The sequence below is a fragment of the Tahibacter amnicola genome (genome assembly GCF_025398735.1).
In the GTDB taxonomy this organism is placed as follows: domain Bacteria; phylum Pseudomonadota; class Gammaproteobacteria; order Xanthomonadales; family Rhodanobacteraceae; genus Tahibacter; species Tahibacter amnicola.
In genome coordinates this window covers 2,057,227-2,076,697 of record NZ_CP104694.1, presented here as the reverse complement: position 1 = coordinate 2,076,697, position 19,471 = coordinate 2,057,227, and the positions used below count along the sequence as shown (strand labels likewise).

The 19,471-nt window shown below is 66.1% G+C and carries 18 protein-coding genes; 6 read left to right on the top strand and 12 right to left on the bottom strand.

All coding sequences use genetic code 11. The features are described 5' to 3' along the window. Window positions 1-6 precede the first annotated feature (6 nt). Together N4264_RS08790 and surE are read right to left on the bottom strand one after the other, a co-directional pair. A complete protein-coding gene (locus N4264_RS08790) occupies window positions 7-687 on the bottom strand; it encodes a protein-L-isoaspartate(D-aspartate) O-methyltransferase (protein WP_261696667.1) in 681 nt (226 codons plus the stop codon). Continuing rightward, window positions 684-1,460 (bottom strand): 5'/3'-nucleotidase SurE, encoded by a 777-nt coding sequence (gene surE / locus N4264_RS08785; RefSeq protein ID WP_261696666.1) that lies wholly within the window; start codon window positions 1,458-1,460, stop codon window positions 684-686. Before surE ends, N4264_RS08790 begins: the two co-directional genes overlap by 4 nt. Window positions 1,461-1,648: 188 nt before the next feature. Between surE and N4264_RS08780 the strand changes: the two genes are divergently transcribed. Continuing rightward, window positions 1,649-2,212 carry a Smr/MutS family protein gene (locus N4264_RS08780; protein WP_261696665.1) on the top strand — a complete coding sequence of 188 codons (564 nt, stop codon included), beginning with the start codon at window positions 1,649-1,651 and terminating at the stop codon, window positions 2,210-2,212. 91 nt (window positions 2,213-2,303) lie between these two features. Here the strand turns inward: N4264_RS08780 and N4264_RS08775 are convergent, their stop codons facing one another. The 10 genes from N4264_RS08775 to pyrG form a co-directional block, all read right to left on the bottom strand. Then, window positions 2,304-2,531 carry a hypothetical protein gene (locus N4264_RS08775; protein ID WP_261696664.1) on the bottom strand — a complete coding sequence of 76 codons (228 nt, stop codon included), beginning with the start codon at window positions 2,529-2,531 and terminating at the stop codon, window positions 2,304-2,306. A gap of 135 nt (window positions 2,532-2,666) precedes the next feature. After that, window positions 2,667-3,704 (bottom strand): tRNA pseudouridine(13) synthase TruD, encoded by a 1,038-nt coding sequence (gene truD / locus N4264_RS08770; protein WP_261696663.1) that lies wholly within the window; start codon window positions 3,702-3,704, stop codon window positions 2,667-2,669. 130 nt (window positions 3,705-3,834) lie between these two features. After that, window positions 3,835-4,311 (bottom strand): 2-C-methyl-D-erythritol 2,4-cyclodiphosphate synthase, encoded by a 477-nt coding sequence (gene ispF / locus N4264_RS08765; protein WP_261696662.1) that lies wholly within the window; start codon window positions 4,309-4,311, stop codon window positions 3,835-3,837. Between the two features lie 37 nt (window positions 4,312-4,348). Next, entirely contained in the window at window positions 4,349-5,047 is a 699-nt protein-coding gene (gene ispD / locus N4264_RS08760) for a 2-C-methyl-D-erythritol 4-phosphate cytidylyltransferase (protein ID WP_261696661.1), read from the bottom strand. Between the two features lie 46 nt (window positions 5,048-5,093). Continuing rightward, window positions 5,094-5,405, bottom strand: a complete 312-nt coding sequence (gene ftsB / locus N4264_RS08755; protein ID WP_261696660.1) for a cell division protein FtsB — start codon at window positions 5,403-5,405, stop codon at window positions 5,094-5,096. Between the two features lie 13 nt (window positions 5,406-5,418). After that, a complete protein-coding gene (eno, locus tag N4264_RS08750; RefSeq protein ID WP_261696659.1) occupies window positions 5,419-6,711 on the bottom strand; it encodes a phosphopyruvate hydratase in 1,293 nt (430 codons plus the stop codon). A 25-nt stretch (window positions 6,712-6,736) separates the two neighbouring features. Next, complete coding sequence (locus tag N4264_RS08745) at window positions 6,737-7,915, bottom strand: hypothetical protein (protein WP_261696658.1); 1,179 nt, start codon at window positions 7,913-7,915, stop codon at window positions 6,737-6,739. A gap of 128 nt (window positions 7,916-8,043) precedes the next feature. Beyond that, the gene (locus N4264_RS08740; RefSeq protein ID WP_261696657.1) at window positions 8,044-8,283 is read right to left on the bottom strand and encodes a hypothetical protein; all 240 of its coding nucleotides are present in this window, start codon (window positions 8,281-8,283) and stop codon (window positions 8,044-8,046) included. Window positions 8,284-8,299: 16 nt separating this feature from the next. Beyond that, on the bottom strand, window positions 8,300-9,136 hold the full coding sequence (gene kdsA, locus N4264_RS08735; RefSeq protein ID WP_261696656.1) for a 3-deoxy-8-phosphooctulonate synthase: 837 nt from the start codon (window positions 9,134-9,136) through the stop codon (window positions 8,300-8,302). Then, window positions 9,133-10,794 (bottom strand): CTP synthase, encoded by a 1,662-nt coding sequence (pyrG, locus tag N4264_RS08730; RefSeq protein WP_261696655.1) that lies wholly within the window; start codon window positions 10,792-10,794, stop codon window positions 9,133-9,135. Before pyrG ends, kdsA begins: the two co-directional genes overlap by 4 nt. 1,134 nt (window positions 10,795-11,928) lie before the next feature. Here pyrG and N4264_RS08725 point away from each other — a divergent pair. From N4264_RS08725 to N4264_RS08705, 5 genes are all read left to right on the top strand, one after another. Further along, the gene (locus N4264_RS08725) at window positions 11,929-13,713 is read left to right on the top strand and encodes an aminopeptidase P family protein (RefSeq protein WP_261696654.1); all 1,785 of its coding nucleotides are present in this window, start codon (window positions 11,929-11,931) and stop codon (window positions 13,711-13,713) included. A gap of 108 nt (window positions 13,714-13,821) precedes the next feature. Then, entirely contained in the window at window positions 13,822-14,976 is a 1,155-nt protein-coding gene (wecB, locus tag N4264_RS08720) for a non-hydrolyzing UDP-N-acetylglucosamine 2-epimerase (RefSeq protein ID WP_261696653.1), read from the top strand. A gap of 34 nt (window positions 14,977-15,010) precedes the next feature. Beyond that, entirely contained in the window at window positions 15,011-16,090 is a 1,080-nt protein-coding gene (locus N4264_RS08715) for a hypothetical protein (RefSeq protein WP_261696652.1), read from the top strand. After that, window positions 16,087-18,282, top strand: coding sequence for a glycosyltransferase (locus N4264_RS08710; protein WP_261696651.1), 2,196 nt, complete (start codon window positions 16,087-16,089; stop codon window positions 18,280-18,282). Before N4264_RS08715 ends, N4264_RS08710 begins: the two co-directional genes overlap by 4 nt. A gap of 33 nt (window positions 18,283-18,315) precedes the next feature. Continuing rightward, on the top strand, window positions 18,316-19,074 hold the full coding sequence (locus N4264_RS08705; RefSeq protein WP_261696650.1) for a class I SAM-dependent DNA methyltransferase: 759 nt from the start codon (window positions 18,316-18,318) through the stop codon (window positions 19,072-19,074). The last annotated feature ends 397 nt before the right edge of the window (window positions 19,075-19,471 follow it).

Genomic DNA, 19,471 nt, shown 5'->3' with positions numbered 1-19,471 from the left:
CGGCCGTCACAGCGTCCCACCCAGGAGCGGCACGAAGCTCACCGGGCAGAGAATTTCGCGCATCCGCACCCCGTTGCTGTCGGGGCGGATACGCACCAGCTGCTGGCGCCCGAAGGCACCGACCGGAGCGACCATGACACCGTCGGGTGCCAGCTGGTCGAGCAGCGCGGTTTCCAGTTCAGTACCGGCGGCCGTCAGGACGATGGCGTCGAACGGTGCTTCCTCAGGCCAGCCGAGCCGGCCGTCGTCGTGCTTGGAGCGGATGGTGTCGATACCGAGCTTTCGGAAGCGCCGGCGCGCATTGCGCAACAGTTCCTCGATCCGCTCGACCGTAAACACCTGGCCGACCAATGCCGAGAGCACCGCCGCCTGGAAGCCCGAACCGGTGCCGATCTCCAGCACGCGCCGGGGCACGCCAAATTCGAGCAAGGCCTCGGTCATGCGAGCGACGACCCAGGGCTGCGAGATGGTCTGGCCATGGCCGATCGGCAGGGCGGAATCTTCATAGGCCCGTGTGGCCAGCGCCTCTTCCACGAACAGGTGGCGCGGCATCTGGCGCATCACGTCGATCACCCGGCGGTCGCGAATACCTTCGGCGACAAGGCGATCCGCCAGCCGGTCGCGCGCGCGCTGCGACGTCATGCCCTGGCCACGCGCTTCCGGCGACTGTCGCTGGAACGCCGTCATGCGGGCAACCCGGCTCCGAGTGGCAGGCTCTCGACCCAACCGGCAACTTTCTCCAACGCCTGGTAGCGGGTCAGGTCGACCTGGATGGGCGTGATCGAGATGAAGCCATCGCGCACGGCATGGAAATCCGTGCCGGGGCCGTCGTCCTCGGCTTCGCCCGGCGGCCCGATCCAGTAGATCGGCCGGCCACGCGGATCGCTCTGGCGGATGCACGGCGCCGAACGATGACGGCGCCCCAGGCGGGTGACGGCAAAACCCCGGATCTCGTCCCACGGGCGGTCCGGCACATTGACGTTGAGGATGGTATCGGCAGGCAGCGGATCGACCAGCAGGCGCTGCATGAGAATCAACGCTGCCTGGGCGGCACTGTCGAAGTTCTCCGGCTGGTGGTCGCGGCTGACCAGCGACACCGCGATCGCCGGAAGGCCGAGAAAACGGCCTTCCATCGCGGCGGACACCGTGCCGGAATAGATCACGTCGTCACCGAGGTTCGCAGCGTTGTTGATCCCCGAGACGACGATGTCCGGCTGGAAATCCAGCATGCCGGCCAGGGCCAGATGCACGCAGTCAGTGGGCGTGCCGGCGACACGGTAACGGCCGTCGTCCAGCAGGCTGACCCGGATCGGCTGGTCCAGCGTCAGCGAATTGCTGGCGCCGGAGCGGTCGCGGTCCGGCGCGACCACGGTGACCTTGCCGACCGCCGAGAGCCGATCAGCCAGCGCGCGGATGCCCGGGGCGTCCACGCCATCGTCGTTGGAAACCAAAACACGCATGCGTCGTTCCTGGGTGCAGCGGACCGCGGCGCGTGCAGCGCCGCCGTATCCGGCGTGAAAGCAGCAGGAAGTTTAGCCGAATTGCCCCGCCCTCGGCCGCCGATGCCACCTCGCGCGGCTCACGCGCGACGCGGCATGGCGGCTGCACGAACGAATGCGGTACCTTGGCCGTCCACGGCGAGGAATTCATGCGCAAACGGCCTGCCAGCCCGGCACCACCACCGATCACCGAGGAAGACCGGCGACTGTTCCAGGACGCCATCGGCCCGGTACGTCCGCATACCCCGCCGGAGGCGCCCGGTATCGTGCCGGAGCGGCCAGCACCGGAGCCCCGCCAGTTCTGGCTGGATGAAGCCCGGGTACGGGACGAACTCCTGGACATGCCGATCGATCCGGCCGAGATGGAGATCGGCGAGGAGCTGAGCTACCTGCGCGACGGCTACAGGCCGGAGCTGCTCAAGCGACTCAAGCGCGGCGCATTCAGCATTGCGGACGAAATGGATCTGCACCAGATGACGGCCGAGGTTGCCCGGTCAGCCATCGTCACCTTCCTGGCCGATGCGCGCCATCGCGGCCTCACCTGCGTGAAGCTGATCCACGGCAAGGGGCTGCGTTCACGACCGGGCGGGCCCGTGATCAAGCGGCTGGTCGATCGCATGCTGCGGCAGCGCGACGATGTCGTCGCCTTTGCTTCGGCGCGACCGGAGCTGGGTGGAACCGGCGCCACGGTGGTGCTGCTGCGGCACCGCTGATCCCACGACGATCAAATCCCTGGCGCGACCGGGACGGCCGCAACCGGGAGCAACGGCCACCGGCGACCGCCTGCGCGATCGCCGTGGCGTTTCAGCGATCGGCCACGCGATGATCGCGCGTCTTGATCGGCATGTTGATCCATTGCACGGTGTGGCCGCGTTCGCGCGCCCACTTGTTGACCGTTGCGACCTTCTGCACGTCGATGTCGTCGGACGGCAGCATTTCGCGCTTGACCAGTCCCGAATTGCCGCTCGACGCGCATCCTGTCATCAACGCTCCCGACAGCACTACCACCAGACCCACCATCAGACGATACATGACATCCTCCTCTTGGACTGACCGCCATCGCCGTCGGCGCTGGCGCCCGGTAGTTCCAGTATAGGAAGCGCCCCAAAAGGCGGAAGACGACGCCATCTAACGCGCCATTTCCGTTACAGCGGCGTGATCTGGCGCTTATTCCTGCATCGCGTCCGCAGGATCTCCGGCAGGGCTCCCGCACAGCTCGCGCAGGACGGTCGTTGCATAGGCGCCAGCCGGCAGCCAAAAGGACAATGTCAATGCATCGTCCGCCCATTCGGCCTGCAGGTCCGTCACGGGCAGGCGCAGGCTGCGGCGCTCCTGGTTCAGCCCGACCCCTTCCAGGCCCGTGGTGCACTCGGCCATGCCGCCGGCCACCGACTGCTCGAGATCGGCCACGGCGCCGGTGCTGCGCAGCGCGCCGCGTCCCCACAGCGGACCGGTCGGATGGATATCCCGATCGGCCAGGCGGCGCAGGATCTGCTCGTCGACCGGCTGCGGACCGAAGATGCTGTGGCTGCCGTCGAGCATCCAGACGTCGCCGTCCATGGCCTGGTTCCAGCTCTGCGCAGCCACTCGCCGTGCGAGTACCTCATTGAACAGGTGCGAACGCGCCGCGGAAATCAGCAGGCTGCGCTGCTGCCGGGCGACGCGCCGCCCACGGAACATTTCCAGTGCGCGATCGAGATTGGCGCCATCACGCCCGAAACGTTGCTCGCCGAAATAATTGGGCACGCCGCGCTCCCGGATGATCGCGATCCGCTCCTCCGCCTGCGCACGATCCCCGCACACGGAGCGCAGCACGATGCGGAACGCATTGCCGCGCAAGGCGCCGCGCTTGAGCTTGCGGCCATGGCGCACGGCGTCGAGCACGCGGAACTCCGGATGGGCCAGGCTGCTCCAGTCCACGCTCCGCTTGATCGGCACGGCAATCGAAAACGTCTGCCGCGTGACAGCATGACGGTCTTTCAACCCCGCATAGCTGACTGCCTCGGGCGGAAGATCCAGCCAGCGCGCCAGCTCCGCGGCAACCCAGTCGGTATTCGCGCCACGTTTCTCCACGCGGACGAAAACGTGCTCGCCGGCACCATCGGGCTCGAACCCCAGGTCCTCGTCGACCCGGAAATCTTCGGGCGCGCAGCGCAGCTGCCCCGTGAGGACGGGGCCACCGTGGGCGAAGGGCAAAGACGACATCAGGCAGTCACCACCAGGAGAGATCCGAACGCACACACCGCGCTATTCCGAGGGAATGGCGACGGACAAGCGAATGCGGCATTGTCCAGATCTCCCCTCGACAAAAAGGTATCGAAAGCACCGCCGGCACTCAGCCGGCTTTTTCCACCAGCACGACGGCCATGGCCGCGATGCCTTCGCCACGGCCGGTGAAGCCGAGCTTTTCAGTGGTCGTGGCCTTGATGCTCACCGCTCCCGGCTCGCAGGCCATGTCGGCGGCGAGCACCTGGCGAATCGCCGGTGCATGCGGCAACACCTTCGGGCGCTCGCCGATCACAGTGACATCGGCGTTGCCAAGCCGGTAGCCCTGCTGTGCCAGCAAGGCCATGCAATGACGCAGGAACACGCGGCTGTCGGCACCACGCCAGCGCTCGTCACTGGGCGGGAAGTGCTGTCCGATGTCGCCCAGCGCCAACGCACCCAGCAGGGCGTCGCATAGCGCGTGGATCACCACGTCGCCGTCCGAGTGGGCAATCACGCCCTGGCTGTGCGCAATGCGTACGCCGCCCAGTACGACATGATCTCCCGGCCCGAAGGCGTGTACGTCAAATCCTTGCCCAATCCGCATTATCTCTATTCCTCGACCCGGCACCGATGCGATGCCGTCATCCAACGTGGCGCGCCAGTAGAAATTCGGCCAGCAGCAAATCCGCCGGCGTGGTGACCTTGAGATTGGTTTCCGCGCCTTCCACCAGCAATGGCCGGTGACCGGCCCGTTCCATGGCCATGGATTCGTCGGTCGCCATCACGCCCGCTTCCGCCGCCGCTGCCAGGGCCGCGCTAAGCGGCCCGCGGCGAAACATCTGCGGCGTCAGGGCGCGCCAGCGCGCCTCTCGCGGCTCGGTCGACTGGACGCAGCCGTCGGCATCGGCCCGCTTGAGCGTGTCGCGCAGGGGGGCCGCCAGCAGGCCGCCGTCACCGGCGGTCGCACGTGCGACCAGACGGCTGATGTCCTCTGCCGAAACGCAGGGCCGCGCCGCGTCGTGTACCAGCACAAATTCGTCGTCAGCGATGGACGAAGGCAGTGCACGCAATCCCGCCAGTACCGAATCGGCGCGCTCGCTGCCGCCAGTCGCCAGCAGCAGCGGCTTGCCCAGCACTTCCAGCATTCCGTGCGTCCAGTAGCTGTCGTCCGCCGCGATCACCACCATGAGTCCCGCTACCTGCGGGTGGGCGGCGAGCCGCTCGAGCGTATGCAGCAACAAGGGTTTTTCGCCCAGGCGCAGATACTGCTTGGGCATGGCGGCGCCGAAGCGACGCCCCGCCCCCGCCGCGGGAATGACGCACCAATAGGCCTTGCTCATCCATCCCTCCGGTGACGTTGATCGTCCCGCAGAGCCGGGTACCGGCTCAGGGCCGCCGCGGCGGCGGGTTCTTATCCTCCGCACCGGGCTCGACGATCTGATAGAAGGTTTCACCCGGCCGGATCAGGCCCAGCTCGGAGCGGGCGCGGCCTTCGATGGCATCGCGCCCTTCCTTGAGGTCCTGCACTTCGGCGCCCAGTGCGTCGTTGCGCGCCTTGAGCTCGGCATTCTGTTTCTTCTGCGCCTCGACGGCGCTCTGCAGGCTTTCCACTTCGCGCACGCCGCCCGCTCCTGTCCACAGCTTGACCTGCAGAACGATCAGGAGAATCAGGAGAATCAGGGCGGCGTAACGCAGCACGTGGCATCAGGCCTCAGCGAAACAGCTCCGGCAGGTTCGGGAACGCGTCCCGCCCAGCGTAACGCGCGGCGCTGCCGAGCGCCTCTTCGATGCGCAGCAGCTGGTTGTACTTGGCCACACGGTCGCTGCGGCAGAGCGAGCCGGTCTTGATCTGGGTGGCCGTGGTCGCCACCGAGATATCGGCGATGGTGGTGTCTTCGGTTTCGCCCGAGCGGTGCGACACCACGGCCGAGTACTTCGCCGCGTCGGCCATCGCGATGGCTTCGAGCGTCTCGGTCAGCGTGCCGATCTGGTTCACCTTGATCAGGATCGAGTTGGCGATGCCCTTGGCGATACCTTCCCTGAAGATCGCGGTGTTAGTGACGAACAGGTCGTCGCCGACCAGCTGGATCTTCTTGCCGAGCTTGTCGGTGAGAAGCTTCCAGCCGTCCCAGTCACCTTCGGCCATGCCGTCTTCGATGGTGATGATCGGGTAGTTCGCGCACCAGCCGGCGAGGAAGTCGGCGAACTGCTCGGACGTCAGGCGCTTGCCTTCGCCCGACAGGTTGTACTTGCCGTTCTCGAAGAATTCCGAGCTGGCGACGTCCAGGCCCAGGTAGACATCTTCACCGGCCTTGTAACCCGCCTTGGCGATGGCTTCCAGGATGGTCTCGATGGCTTCTTCGTTGGATTTCAGATCCGGCGCGAAACCGCCTTCGTCACCCACGGCGGTCGACAGGCCACGGCCTTTGAGCACCGACTTGAGGGCATGGAAGATCTCGGTACCGCAGCGCAGTGCTTCGGAGAAGCTGGCGCAACCGACCGGCAGCACCATGAACTCCTGCATGTCGACGTTGTTGTCGGCATGCGCACCACCGTTGACGATGTTCATCATCGGCACCGGCAGCCGGGCCGTCCGATCGGCCGCCAGGTATTTCCACAGCGGCAGCCCCTTCGCGGCGGCGGCGGCGTGCGCGGCGGCCAGCGAAACACCCAGGAGCGCATTGGCCCCCAGGTGGTTCTTGTTCGGCGAGCCGTCCAGCGCGATCAGCTTGCGGTCCAGGCCCACCTGGTCGGCGGCATCAAATCCCTTGAGCGCGGCGGCAATCGTCGTGTTCACGTGACCCACGGCCTTGGTCACGCCCTTGCCGAGGTAACGCGTCTTGTCGCCGTCACGCAGTTCCACCGCTTCGCGCGAACCGGTGGAGGCGCCCGACGGTACCGCCGCGCGGCCGACATGGCCACTGGCGAGGGTCACTTCGGCTTCGAGGGTCGGGTTGCCGCGGGAATCAAGGATTTCGCGAGCGTGGACTTTTTCAATGGACATTGATGAGAGTCTCTACGTGAGTGAATTAATCAAAACCATGGCGGAACAGACGATCATCGAGGAAGGCAAACGCCGCACCGACGTAGCCGACAGCCGGTACCAGCCCCCACATGTCGTTGATGATGACGTCGTTGGCGTGCACCACAACCTGGTTGTCGTCGAAGGCCCTGCCGGTGTACTCGGGCGTCTGCAGTGTTTCCAGCTCGGCGCCATGTCCCGGCGCAAGGCGATACGCCTTTTGCGCTCCGGGCGCAGTGATGCCCAGCGCGCCTGCTGAGCAGCCGAGGCCCCAGCCAAAATAGTGGTCGCCGCTCGTCAGCGGATTGCCGGAAGGCGTCCAGGCAGAGGCGCTGCCGGTGTATCGCTGGACGAGGCCGTTGCCGCCGTCGACGTTTACCGAGCGGACGGAGACGAACAAGTTGCCACCACAGATTGCGAGGGCATGATTGACATAGGGATAGTCGATCGCGGGCGCCAGGGCACTGGAAACGTGCTGCCACTGCCCCTGATTGCGGACGAAGCTGGCGAATTTGGGAGCCTGGTCGAGGGTCGGGAACTCCACCGTGACGACCGCGGAGTCACCGGACAGCACCATCGCGCGGCCCAGGTACCACCGGGCGTAGGGCGTTTCCAGGACGCCCTCGGATTGCCAGGTCTCACCCACCAGGCGGTAGGCCTCCACCTGGGTCTTTCCCGGCATGTTCCCCGGAAAATAGCTGGAACCGACCAGCAGGTTCCCGCCGTCCAGCGTGATCTTGCCGAGATGGACGGCAGGCACGCCGGGTATGGAGGGCACCAGGCGCTGGCGATAGACCCATCCAGCGCCCGTATTCTGGAACAGATCGATGACGTGCGTGCCGGACACCGCAGCACCGACAGCAATCCATCCATCACCCGCTGCCAGGCGCCATCCGAAAATATCCGCCGTCGGATCCTTCAGTGTTCCGACGTGATTCCAGCCACTGTCAGCACGGCGGAACAGCTCGACTGCTCCCCGATTCGATGTTCCCGCATTTTGCTCAAGATGCGAACTGGCTGCCACTGTGCCAGTGAGGTCATCCAACGCAATATTCTGGGCGAAGGCCGGGTAAGCGGTACCGCCGGCTGGCGGACCGAGCCGCTGCGCATCCGCCAACACCGCATCCGGGGCGGCAGCACCCAGCACTGCCATTCCCGCAACCATCCATTTTGCGTACTTGTTCATTTTGAAGTCTCCTGCACCAGCATTTGTTCGCGAGCGATACCTTCCCTGATGCCGCGCCTGCCTTGCCCGGGAGAACGACGGGGAACGCCGGACTCCGGTCCATGCAAGGGCGGGGGCCTGCGGCATCATCAAAAGGACGAACGGAATGCCATGAACAGGATGATCACCATGATCACCGCCGAACTTCCCACAACCCGGCGATACAGCCTCGCCGTACGCATTTGCTGTTCGTAGGCCGCACGCTGTGTCTCGACGGCGGCCTGCTGGATCTCCAGTGCACGCCTTGCCGTTTCCTGGTAGGACGATTCCAGCCGCAGCTGGATATCGCGGATTTCCGTCAGGAGCTTTACAGCGGCCTCATCGTGCATCGGATTCCATTTCCTCTCAGGTGCCGGCCAGTTCTGCAAAACCCTGGCGTTTGACGCAACGATCCAGTTCGACCAGCGTTTCCAGCAAAACGGTCATCTTCCCCAACGGCCACGCATTGGGGCCATCACTTAGCGCCTTCTCCGGATCCGGATGTGTCTCGGCAAAGAGACCGGCGATACCAACCGCAATGGCCGCGCGTGCCAGCACCGGCACGAACTCGCGCTGGCCGCCGGATTTTCCGCCCTGCCCGCCCGGCAGCTGCACCGAGTGCGTGGCGTCAAATACCACCGGGCAACCGGTTTCCCGCATCACCGCGAGGCTGCGCATGTCCGAGACAAGATTGTTGTAGCCGAAACTCGCGCCGCGCTCGCAGACCATGATTTCAGCATTACCCGTCGCCTTGGCCTTCTCTGCCACGTGCTTCATGTCCCAGGGCGATAGGAACTGTCCCTTCTTGATGTTCACCGGTTTGCCGGCGCGCGCGACGTTCTGGATGAAGTCCGTCTGGCGGCACAGAAAAGCCGGGGTCTGCAACACGTCGACCACCGACGCCACTTCCTGCATCGGTGTGTATTCGTGCACGTCGGTCAGTACCGGCACGCCGATCTGGCGCTTCACTTCCGCCAGGATACGCAGGCCTTCTTCCATGCCCGGACCGCGGTGGCCCGACACGGAAGTGCGGTTGGCCTTGTCAAAACTGGATTTGTAGATGAAGGGAATACCGAGCTGCGACGTAATGGCCTTCAGCTCGCCGGCCGTGTCCAGCGCCAGTTGCTCGGACTCGATGACGCAGGGGCCGGCAATCAGGAAGAACGGTTTGTCGAGTCCGACGTCGAATCCGCAGAGCTTCATGCCGATGCCGCCTGCGCCAGGCGCGGAGCAGAACGGACGATCTTGTATTCGCGCGCGGCCTGGACGAAGCCGATGAAGAGCGGATGGCCATCACGCGGCGTCGAGGTGAATTCCGGATGAAACTGGCACGCCAGGAACCAGGGGTGATCCGGCAGCTCGACCATCTCCACGAGAAGATCATCCATCGACTTGCCGGCGATGGTCAGGCCCAGGTCTTCGAACTGCTGGCGGTACAGATTGTTGAATTCGTAGCGATGGCGATGACGCTCGCGGATCACGTCCTGGCCGTAGAGCTTGCGCGCCAGCGTGCCGGCTTTCAGACGGCACTCCTGCGCGCCCAGGCGCATGGTGCCGCCCAGATCCGAGGTTTCGGTGCGGCGTTCGACGTCACCGGCTGCGGTCGTCCACTCAGTGATAAGCGCGATCACCGGATGCGCGCAACTCTTCTCGTTCTCGCTGGAATTGGCACCCTCCAGGCCGGCGATATGGCGTGCAAAATCGACGACGGCGGCGTGCATGCCGTAGCAGATGCCGAAATACGGCACCTTGTTCTCGCGTGCCCAGCGCGCCGCAGCGATCTTGCCTTCGAAGCCGCGCTTGCCGAAGCCGCCCGGCACCAGTACGGCGTCGGCGTCGGCCAGCACCGTGCCGCCTTCCGCTTCGATCTGTTCGGATTCAATCCACTTCAGGTTGACCCGCGTGGATTGCTTGATGCCACCGTGGCGCAGCGCTTCGCCCAGGGACTTGTAGGCATCCTTGTGCTCGACGTACTTGCCGATGATCGCGATGGTGACTTCGTCCTTGGGATTCTCCACCGCCGCCACCGTGCGCTCCCACGAGGACAGGTCCGCCGGACCGGCATCCAGGCGCAGGTGATCGATGACCAGGCGATCCAATCCCTGCTGGTGCAGCCACAGCGGCAACTGGTAGATGGTATCCACGTCCATCGCGCTGATGACGGCGCGCTCGGGGACGTTGGTGAAGAGCGCGATCTTGCGGCGCTCACTCTCGGGCAACGGCTGGTCGCACCGGCACAGCAGCACGTCCGGCTGGATACCGATGGTGCGCAGTTCCTTCACCGAGTGCTGCGTCGGCTTGGTCTTGATCTCGCCGGCAGCCTTGATGTACGGAACCAGCGTCAGATGCATGAACATGCATTTTTCCGCGCCGTGTTCGATGCGCACCTGGCGGATAGCCTCGAGGAACGGCAGCGACTCGATATCACCCACCGTGCCGCCGATCTCCACCAGCGCGACGTCGTAACCGCGCGTGGCTTCGTAGATCGAGTGCTTGATTTCGTCGGTGATGTGCGGAATCACCTGCACCGTGGCACCGAGGTAATCGCCGCGGCGCTCCTTGCGGATCACCGCCTCGTAGATCTTCCCCGTGGTGATCGAGTTCTTGCCCGTCAGCCGCGTACGGACGAAGCGTTCGTAGTGACCCAGGTCGAGATCGGTCTCCGCGCCGTCGTCGGTCACGTAGACCTCGCCGTGCTGGAAGGGGCTCATCGTGCCCGGATCCACATTGATGTAGGGATCGAGCTTCATCATCGTGACGCGCAAGCCACGCGCTTCGAGGATGGACGCCAGCGAGGCGGCGGCGATGCCCTTGCCAAGCGAGGACACCACACCACCGGTAACAAAAATAAGAGGGGTCATGAGCAGCGGGGGTTGCTGGAAAACCCTATTTTACAGGCATCTACCCCTAGCTGCGAGCGAATGATCGCCAGGGAGGGAAAGACCAGCCCCGGTGCACGGGAATTCTCCGGAGCCCCCTTGAGTCAAGGGGGCGGCCAAATGCTGGCACCGCCAGCGTTTGGCGGGGTTGTGGAGACCTGTCACAGGCATCTACCCCTAGCTGCGAGCGAATGATCGCCAGGGAGGGAAAGACCAGCCCCGGTGCACGGGAATTCTCTGGAGCCCCCTTGAGTCAAGGGGGCGGCCAAATGCTGGCACCGCCAGCGTTTGGCGGGGTTGTGGAGACCTGTCACAGGCATCTACCCCTAGCTGCGAGCGAATGATCGCCAGGGAGGGCAAGACCAGCCCCGGTGCACGGGAATTCTCTGGAGCCCCCTTGAGTCAAGGGGGCGGCCAAATGCTGGCACCGCCAGCGTTTGGCGGGGTTGTGGAGACCTGTCACAGGCATCTACCCCTAGCTGCGAGCGAATGATCGCCAGGGAGGGCAAGACCACCCCCGGTGCACAGGAATTCTCCGGAGCCCCCTTGAGTCAAGGGGGCGGCCAAATGCTGGCACCGCCAGCGTTTGGCGGGGTTGTGGAGACCTGTCACAGGCATCTACCCCTAGCTGCGAGCGAATGATCGCCAGGGAGGGCAAGACCAGCCCCGGTGCACGGGAATTCTCCGGCCCCCCTTGAGTCAAGGGGGCGGCCAAATGCTGGCACCGCCAGCGTTTGGCGGGGTTGTGGAGACCTGTCACAGGCATCTACCCCTAGCTGCGAGCGAATGATCGCCAGGGACGGCAAGACCAGCCCCGGTGCACGGAATTTCTCTGGAGCCCCCTTGAGTCAAGGGGGCGGCCAAAATGCCCGCACGGGACGCCGTCTGCCGGGGGATCGCCGGGAGATGTGCGGGCCGGACTCCGTCAGGCACGGCGCCGACGCTGTCCAGCCCCGGCGCAGGTCACCTGGTCCGGCCGACGACGGGTTTGGGCGCAACCGTGCCGGACCACTTGACGGCCAGCCCCGTCGCCCGGTGACAGTTATGTGTCAGCAGACTTGAAGGCCCAGGTTGAAACGACTAGCGTGGGCGGTTGACCCGCCGCCCCTGCCTGACATGTCCATTCCCGAACGCATCGACGCCCTGCGCCAGATCTTGCACGCCGAGGGGGTCGCTGCGCTGGTCGTTCCGTCGGCGGATCCGCATCTGTCGGAGTACCTGCCGGCACGCTGGCAGGCACGGCAGTGGCTCTCCGGTTTCGGCGGCTCGGCCGGCACGCTCGTCGTGACCGCGGAATTTGCCGGGCTCTGGACCGACTCACGCTACTTCGAACAGGCCGCCCAGGAGCTCGATGGCAGCGGCATCACCCTGATGCGCCAGGGAAATCCCGGCATTCCCGATCACGCGGCGTGGATTGCCGGGAACACGCCAGCTGACGCCACCGTCGCTGTCGCCGGCGATACCCTTTCCCTCGCAGCCCAGGATCAGTTGCGCCGCCAGTTCGAGAACGAACGCCGCCTGCGCACGGACCTGGACCCGGTCGATCGCATCTGGACCGACCGCCCGGCGCGCCCTGCCCATCCGGTGCGCGCCCATGAACCGGCCTACCTCAGCACTACCCGCGCCGAACGGCTCGCCCGGGTCCGCACGGCGATGCGGGAGAAGGACGCTACGCACCACCTGGTCAGCGCGCTGGACGACGTGGCCTGGATCACTGGCCTGCGTGGCACGGACGTGGCCTACAACCCGGTCTTTCTCGCCCACCTGCTGATCGGACCGGAGCACAGCACCCTGTTCATTGATCCGGGCAAGATCGCCGACGAGCTGGCCGCTGAACTCGCCCGGGACGGTATTCACCTGGCGCCGTACGACACGCTCCCGCCTGCGCTGGCGCACCTGCCCGCCGACGCCCGGCTCTGGCTCGATCCCCGGCGCATCGTCGCCGCTATCGCCGAGGCGGCACCGGCATCGGTGCGGCAGATCCGCCACCCCAACCCCAGCCAGGCATTCAAGGCGGCCAAGAGCCGCGAGGAGCTGGCCCACATCCGCCAGACGATGCGCCACGACGGCGTAGCCCTGGTGCGCTTCCTGCGCTGGCTGGAGGAACAACTGGCGCGTGGCCAGCCGTTGACGGAGCTGGACATCGACGCCGCCCTGCGTCATGAACGCAGCCGTCAGCCAGGCTTTGTCGGCGAGAGCTTTGCCACCATTGCCGGCTACCTCGCCAACGGCGCGCTACCGCACTACCGGGCAACGCCGACGCAGCACGCGGCGCTTCGCGCGGAAGGACTCCTCCTGGTCGACTCGGGCGGCCAGTACGAAGGCGGCACGACGGACATCACCCGCACCATTGCACTGGGCCCGACCACGACCGAACAGCGTTCCGACTACACCCTGGTGCTCAAAGGCATGATCGCCCTGTCGCACGCCCGCTTTCCGCGCGGCACCACCGGCCAGCAGCTCGACGCCCTGGCGCGCGCGCCGATCTGGGCGGCCGGCATCAACTACGGGCATGGCACCGGGCATGGGGTGGGCTATTTCCTCAACGTCCACGAAGGCCCGCAATCGATCCGCCCGAGCAGCGCCGAACCCCCCGTTGCCCTGGTGGAAGGCATGGTCACGTCCAACGAGCCGGGCATCTATCGGCCGGGTCGCCACGGGGTGCGCATCGAGAACCTTCTGGCGACCGTTGCCGCCGGCACCACCGAGTTTGGTGAATTTCTCTCTTTTGAGACTTTGACACTTTGCCCCATCGACACCCGTCCGATCGTGCGCGAACAGCTCGATGGCGCGGAAGTCGACTGGCTGAACCGCTATCACCGCACCGTGCTCGATGGCGTGGGTCCACTGCTGACGCCGGACGAAAAGGACTGGCTGGCCCGGCGCTGTGAACCCCTTTGATTGCCATCTGTTGTACGCGTCCTGCGACGCTGCGTCCCGCACCCGCGTCGTTGGCAGCGTGTTACGTACTGTTCGATATCCACGTCGCTCTTGGGGGGCGACGAGCGCATGAAAACCTCGTTGAATTCCACCGTACTGGTTGTGGCAGGCACGCGTCCCGAGTGCCTCAAGCTCGCCAGCCTGGTCACGGCGCTGCGGCAGCAGCCGTCATTGCGCACGGTACTGGTCAACAGTGGCCAGCACGAACAGATGGTGGAACGCACGTTCGCCCACGTGGGCATCGCCTGCGATGTGCAGGCGGGCCAGATCGCGCCCGCCTCGCTGTCGCACGCCCTGGCCAGCCTGCGGGCGCAGATCCGGCGCGTCGCCGCGGAACAACGCGCCGACCTGGTCGTCTCCCAGGGTGATACCACGACGGCCTATGCGGCATCGCTGGCAGCGCGGGATTTGCTCCTGCCGCTCGCACACGTCGAGGCAGGGCTGCGAACCAGCCACCCGTACCGCCCCTTTCCCGAGGAGTTGTTCCGGCGGCGCATCGCGCCGATCGCCGCGCTGCATTTCGCGCCGACGGTCAGCGCTGCGCAGAACCTGCGCCACGAAGGGATAGCGGAGGCCAGGATCCATCGCGTCGGCAATACCGTGATCGACCTCCTGCGCTGGCAGGTGGAATCGCCCGATCCGGTACCAGTGCCGCAGATTCCCGGCGTGCGCGACCTGATCACGCTTACCCTGCACCGTCGCGAAAATTATGGCCGCGGCCTCGACGTGGTCTGCGCGTCGGTTCTGGATCTGCTTGCGCGCCATCCGGAAGCCGGTGTGGTTTGCCCGGTTCATCCCAATCCCGCGGTCGGCGGACGCATCCGGCGCCACTTGTCGACCCATCCGCGCGTCGCCCTGGTCGATCCCATGGACTACCAGCCCTTTATCGCCCTGCTGGCGCACTCGCGGCTGGCGATCACCGACTCGGGCGGCATCCAGGAGGAAGCGCCCTACCTGGGTACGCCGGTGCTGGTGGTGCGGGAGAACACGGAACGGCCCGAAAGCGTGGCGATCGGCGCTGCAACACTGGTGCCGCCCCGCGTGGACCGCATCGTTGCCGAGGCGGACCGGATCCTCGCTGCGCCGCCGCCGGCGCGCCTGCCATTTTCCGCGGATGCGCCCTACGGCGACGGTTACAGCGGCGAACGCATCGCCGCCGAGATCGCGCGCTTCCTCGCCATCCGCTCCGCGCAGACCGCAAGACCGGCCGCAGTGCCCGCCTGATTCTTACAAATACACCAGAAAAAGGATGTCCCGAATGACCACCGCTTCACTGTCCGGCCCGGAACTGACGGCCGCGGCCGACCGCCTGCGCTCCTGGTTGCTGTCAGGCGCCGTGCAATGCGACAGCGGCGTTCATGCCGGCGGTGTCTTCGGCGCGTTCGACGCGGACGGCACGGCGCGCTACGTCTATCCGGAAATCACCGGCTACTACCTGCACTGGCTGGCCGATGTCGCACGCGACCAGGCCGCCGAACGCCCACTGCTCGCCCGGGCGGCACAGGCCGCGGCCGACTGGACGACGCGCCAGTTTGAAAACGGCGCTGTGCCGGCGACGCGCGCCTATGTGAACGGCGAGACGGAAAGCGACTGGCGCAATGACGCCGTGTTCTTCTTCGACCTGGCCATGCTGTTGCGCGGCCTGTGTGCCGCCACCGAAACGGGTTTGATCACGCTGCCGCGCAATGCGGTCGAACGCGTGCTGGCCGAACTGGCGCGACTGGTGGACGAAACCGGCGAGATCCGCGCCGCGCGCCGACTCACGCCGGATGCCCGGTTGCCGGTCCGCTGGTCGACGGTGGGCGGCCCGTTCGAGGTGAAGGCATCATCGCGCGTCACGTTGGCAGCACGGCACATCACTGTGCCGCCGTTGCTCGCGCAGGCCTGCACCGCGCTGGCGCAGCGCTACGCCGCCGTCGCCGCGCAGGTTCCGCTGGAAATGCTGCATCCGACCCTGTATTTCGCAGAGGGCATACTCGTCGCCGATCCCACCAGCATTGATGGCGTGCGAATACTGCTGCAGCGCCTGCTGGCACTGCAAAACGCCGACGGCAGCCTGCCAGAAGCGGAAGATTCGACCGTTCCGCGCAGCGACATCATTGCCCAGGCCCTGCGCATCGCCCTGCTCACCCGCGAGGGCGCACCCACGCCAGCAATGGCCAGTCTTGCACGGGCACTGGTCCAACGCATCGCACCATCCGGTGTGCTCACCTTCCGGCCCGATGCACCGCAGCCGCAACCCAACGTCTGGTGCGCCATGTTTGCCGAACAGGCCCTGCGCTGGCAGGCCGGGCGCCTGGCCGGGCACGCGACGCCGGCTGCCGAGTGGCTGGTATGACCACGCCTGCAGCACCCGGCAAACCCTGGTGGCGTATACCGGGCATGGTCCGGTTCATTCCCCTCTACGTCGCCATCAACGCAGCGAGCCTGCTTGCGCGGTTATCACCCGGCCGCTGGAAACCGCGCAAGCCGCCCGTTACGGCGGCAGGCCTGACCGTCATCGTTCCCGAGCGCGGCACGCCGGACCTGCTGGCGGAAACGCTGCAGGCCCTGTTCGACGCCCTCGCCGTGATCACGGAGCCGACCCAGGTCATCGTGGTCGTCAATGGCGCGCCAAAGGGCGACTACAGCGAACTGGCGCGTCGGCATCCCACGGTCGAGTGGCTGTTTCATGAGCATGCGCTGGGCTACAACGGCGCGATTGCCGCGGGCCTTGCCGCCGTGCGGCACGACTGGTGCTACCTTCTCAATAGCGACATGCGACTGGAGCCGGACGCCCTGAGCGAGCTCCTGCCCTACCGTCGCGACAGCGTATTCGCCGTCACTTCGCAGATCTTCTTCACCGATCCCGAGCGGCGCCGCGAAGAAACAGGCTGGTCGGACTACCACTGGAATGACCAGCGGCCGGAAGTGTACGAGCGCACCCCGGAACCGGGCGCGCTGGCGCGCGGCAATCTCTATCCGGGCGGTGGCTCCTCGCTCTGCCGCACGGCCGTGCTGCGTCGCTACGTGGCGGACTCCTGCGATTACTCCCCGTTCTACTGGGAGGATGCCGAATGGGGGATCCGCGCCTGGAGCGACGGCTGGGAAGTCCTGTTCTGCCCCACGTCACGGGCCTGGCATCGCCACCGCGGCACTGTCAAGCGCTACTACGAACAGGACGTGATCGAGCGCATCATCTGGCGCAATTCGCTGCAATTTGACATCCGTCACGGCTGGTCGGGTCGGCGACCGGACGAGCTGATGCACCACATTGCCCGCCACGAGCCGGATACCCGGGATGAACTGGCTGGCCTGGACCGGGCCTGGCGCGCTTTCCGTATCCGCCTGGCCACGCGCCGCGCGCAGCGCCGCGGCCTTGCCTTCGACAAGCTCGCCACTGACCGCTACTACGCGCCTGTCGCGCAGACGACGCCGCGCAAGCCGCGGGTGCTGGTGGTATCGCCGTTCGCGCTGTTCCCGCCGGCCCACGGCGGCGCTCGCCGTGTCGCGGAGCTGGTGAAGCGATTGCACCGCGATGTGGATTTCATCCTGCTCAGCGACGAACGATCGCTGTATTCGGCCGAGTCCGAGCCCGGACTGTCGATGTTCCTGGCCACGCATCTGGTCGAGGGACGCGGCGATCGTGCCGGCGAGGCGCCACTGGACCTGATCCAGCGGCTGGAACGCCACTGCTGGCCGCATTTGAAGCGCGAGCTGGAACGCCTGATCGCGCTCTACGATCCGGATATCGTCCAGATCGAATTCATGGAATTGGCGCGACTGGCCGAGTTGCGGCGCGGCCGCGCGAAGTGGCTGCTGGCGCTGCACGATGTCTACGTGCGCGGCAACGACACCAGCTTCGACGAACCGCAGCATGCCGCCATCGCACGCTACGACGCGGTCACCGCGTGCTCCAGCGAGGATGCCACCCTGCTGCGACATACCCATGTCGCCCTGATTGGCAACGGTGCCGTGGACCGGCGCGGCACCGCCAATCCTTCGGCCGACAGCCCGCACCTGCTGTTCATGGGGCCGTTCCGCTACGCCCAGAATCTGGGCGGCATCCGTGCTTTCCTCGACCAGGCCTGGCCGACGCTCAAGCAACGCGTCCCGGCACTGTCGCTGACCATTCTCGGCGGCGCCGAGTCAGCCGTCGTGGTCGCCGCCGATGCGCGTTTCCGTGGCGACGGCATTGACGTCGTTTCGGCCTTTGTCGACCCGACGCCCTACCTCGAACGCTGCGCACTGACGATCAATCCGCAGATGGACATCCGCGGCTCGTCGATCAAACTCATCGAATCATTGCTGGCCGGACGCGTCTGCGTGAGCACCGCCGACGGCGCCCGCGGTTTCGCCAACGACACCCTCGAAGGCCTGGTCATCGCCGCGGATATCGCCGGCATGGCTGACCCCATCGCGGAGCTGCTGCAAAATCCCCAGGAACGCCGCCGCCGCGAATCGGCGGATCGCGAACGCCTGGACCGCTATACCTGGGACGCGATGGCACAGCGCCAGCTGGCGATGTACCGTCAATGGGTGTCCGCCTGACCGGCGCCACGACAACACCACTGAGGAGCCCGCATGTCATCCGCTGCCTGGTCCTACGACGCCATCGCCGATGTGTATGCCACCGACATGGGGCAAAGCATGCCGTTCGACGACGTCGGCTGGTACCGCCAGCTGGCGATAGCGCAGGGCGGTACCACCGTGGAGCTGGGCTGCGGCACCGGGCGCATCCTCAACGAGCTGCTCGCGGCCGGTATCGACGCCATCGGCGTGGACCGCTCGCTGCCCATGCTGCGCCGGTTGCGCCTGGACGCCCTGTCGCGCGGGCTGGCGCCGTCCCTTGTGCAGATGGATCTGCGCGGACTGGCGCTGCGCGGCACGTTTTCCACCATCCTCCTGCCCTATTCCCTGATCACCTATGTCACCGACAACGTGACTGCCGCCGCCGTGATCGGGCAGTTGCGCGAGCACCTGGCACCCGGCGGCGTGCTGGTACTGGACGCCTTCATTCCGCAACCGGTCAGCAGCTTCTCGGACTTCCGGCTCGACTACCGGCGTCCGCACGGCGATGGCGCCCTGGAACGGCACAAGCGCATCACCGCCAACAGCGACGGCAGCAACCGCATCGAACGGCGCTACTGCCTGCTTGATGCCAGCGGCCACCCGCTCCAGGAATTCACCACGGACGAAACCATTCGCCCCTATGCCCCGGCCCAACTGGTCGCATTGGGCCAGCGCGCCGGGCTGCAGGTGCGCCACGTGGCGTGGAACTACGGCCAACTGCCCGACGAAACCGGCGCGCGGTTTGCCAGCGTGGTGCTGGCGGCGGCGTAGCCAAAACCAGCGCCGTCCGCTGCGCCCGCTGGTCAGTGGGTGCTGCCACCTGCCAAAGCCTGTCCGACCGTCGGCGTGATCGCGCCGCCAGCACCCTGCCTGTCGCCCGCGTAACCCTGCAGGCGCTGCCCTCCAACGCGCGTCGGTAACCGATAGCAACCGCGCCGGCATGCACCAGCGGCACCGAGGCAAGGTCGCACACCGGGAAATCCATTCGCCAACGTATCCATTTTTTCGCTAGTTGCCATCGCCATCTTTCCTTCTGTATACATCGAAGAACCGAATCCCGGCACGACCTGCGACCAATTGTTCACCGGGCAAGGCCGGCCGAGGATGCGGGAGCCGCGCGGAGAAACCGGGCAGCCGCGCCGGCAACACTTCTTCCACTCAAGGAAAA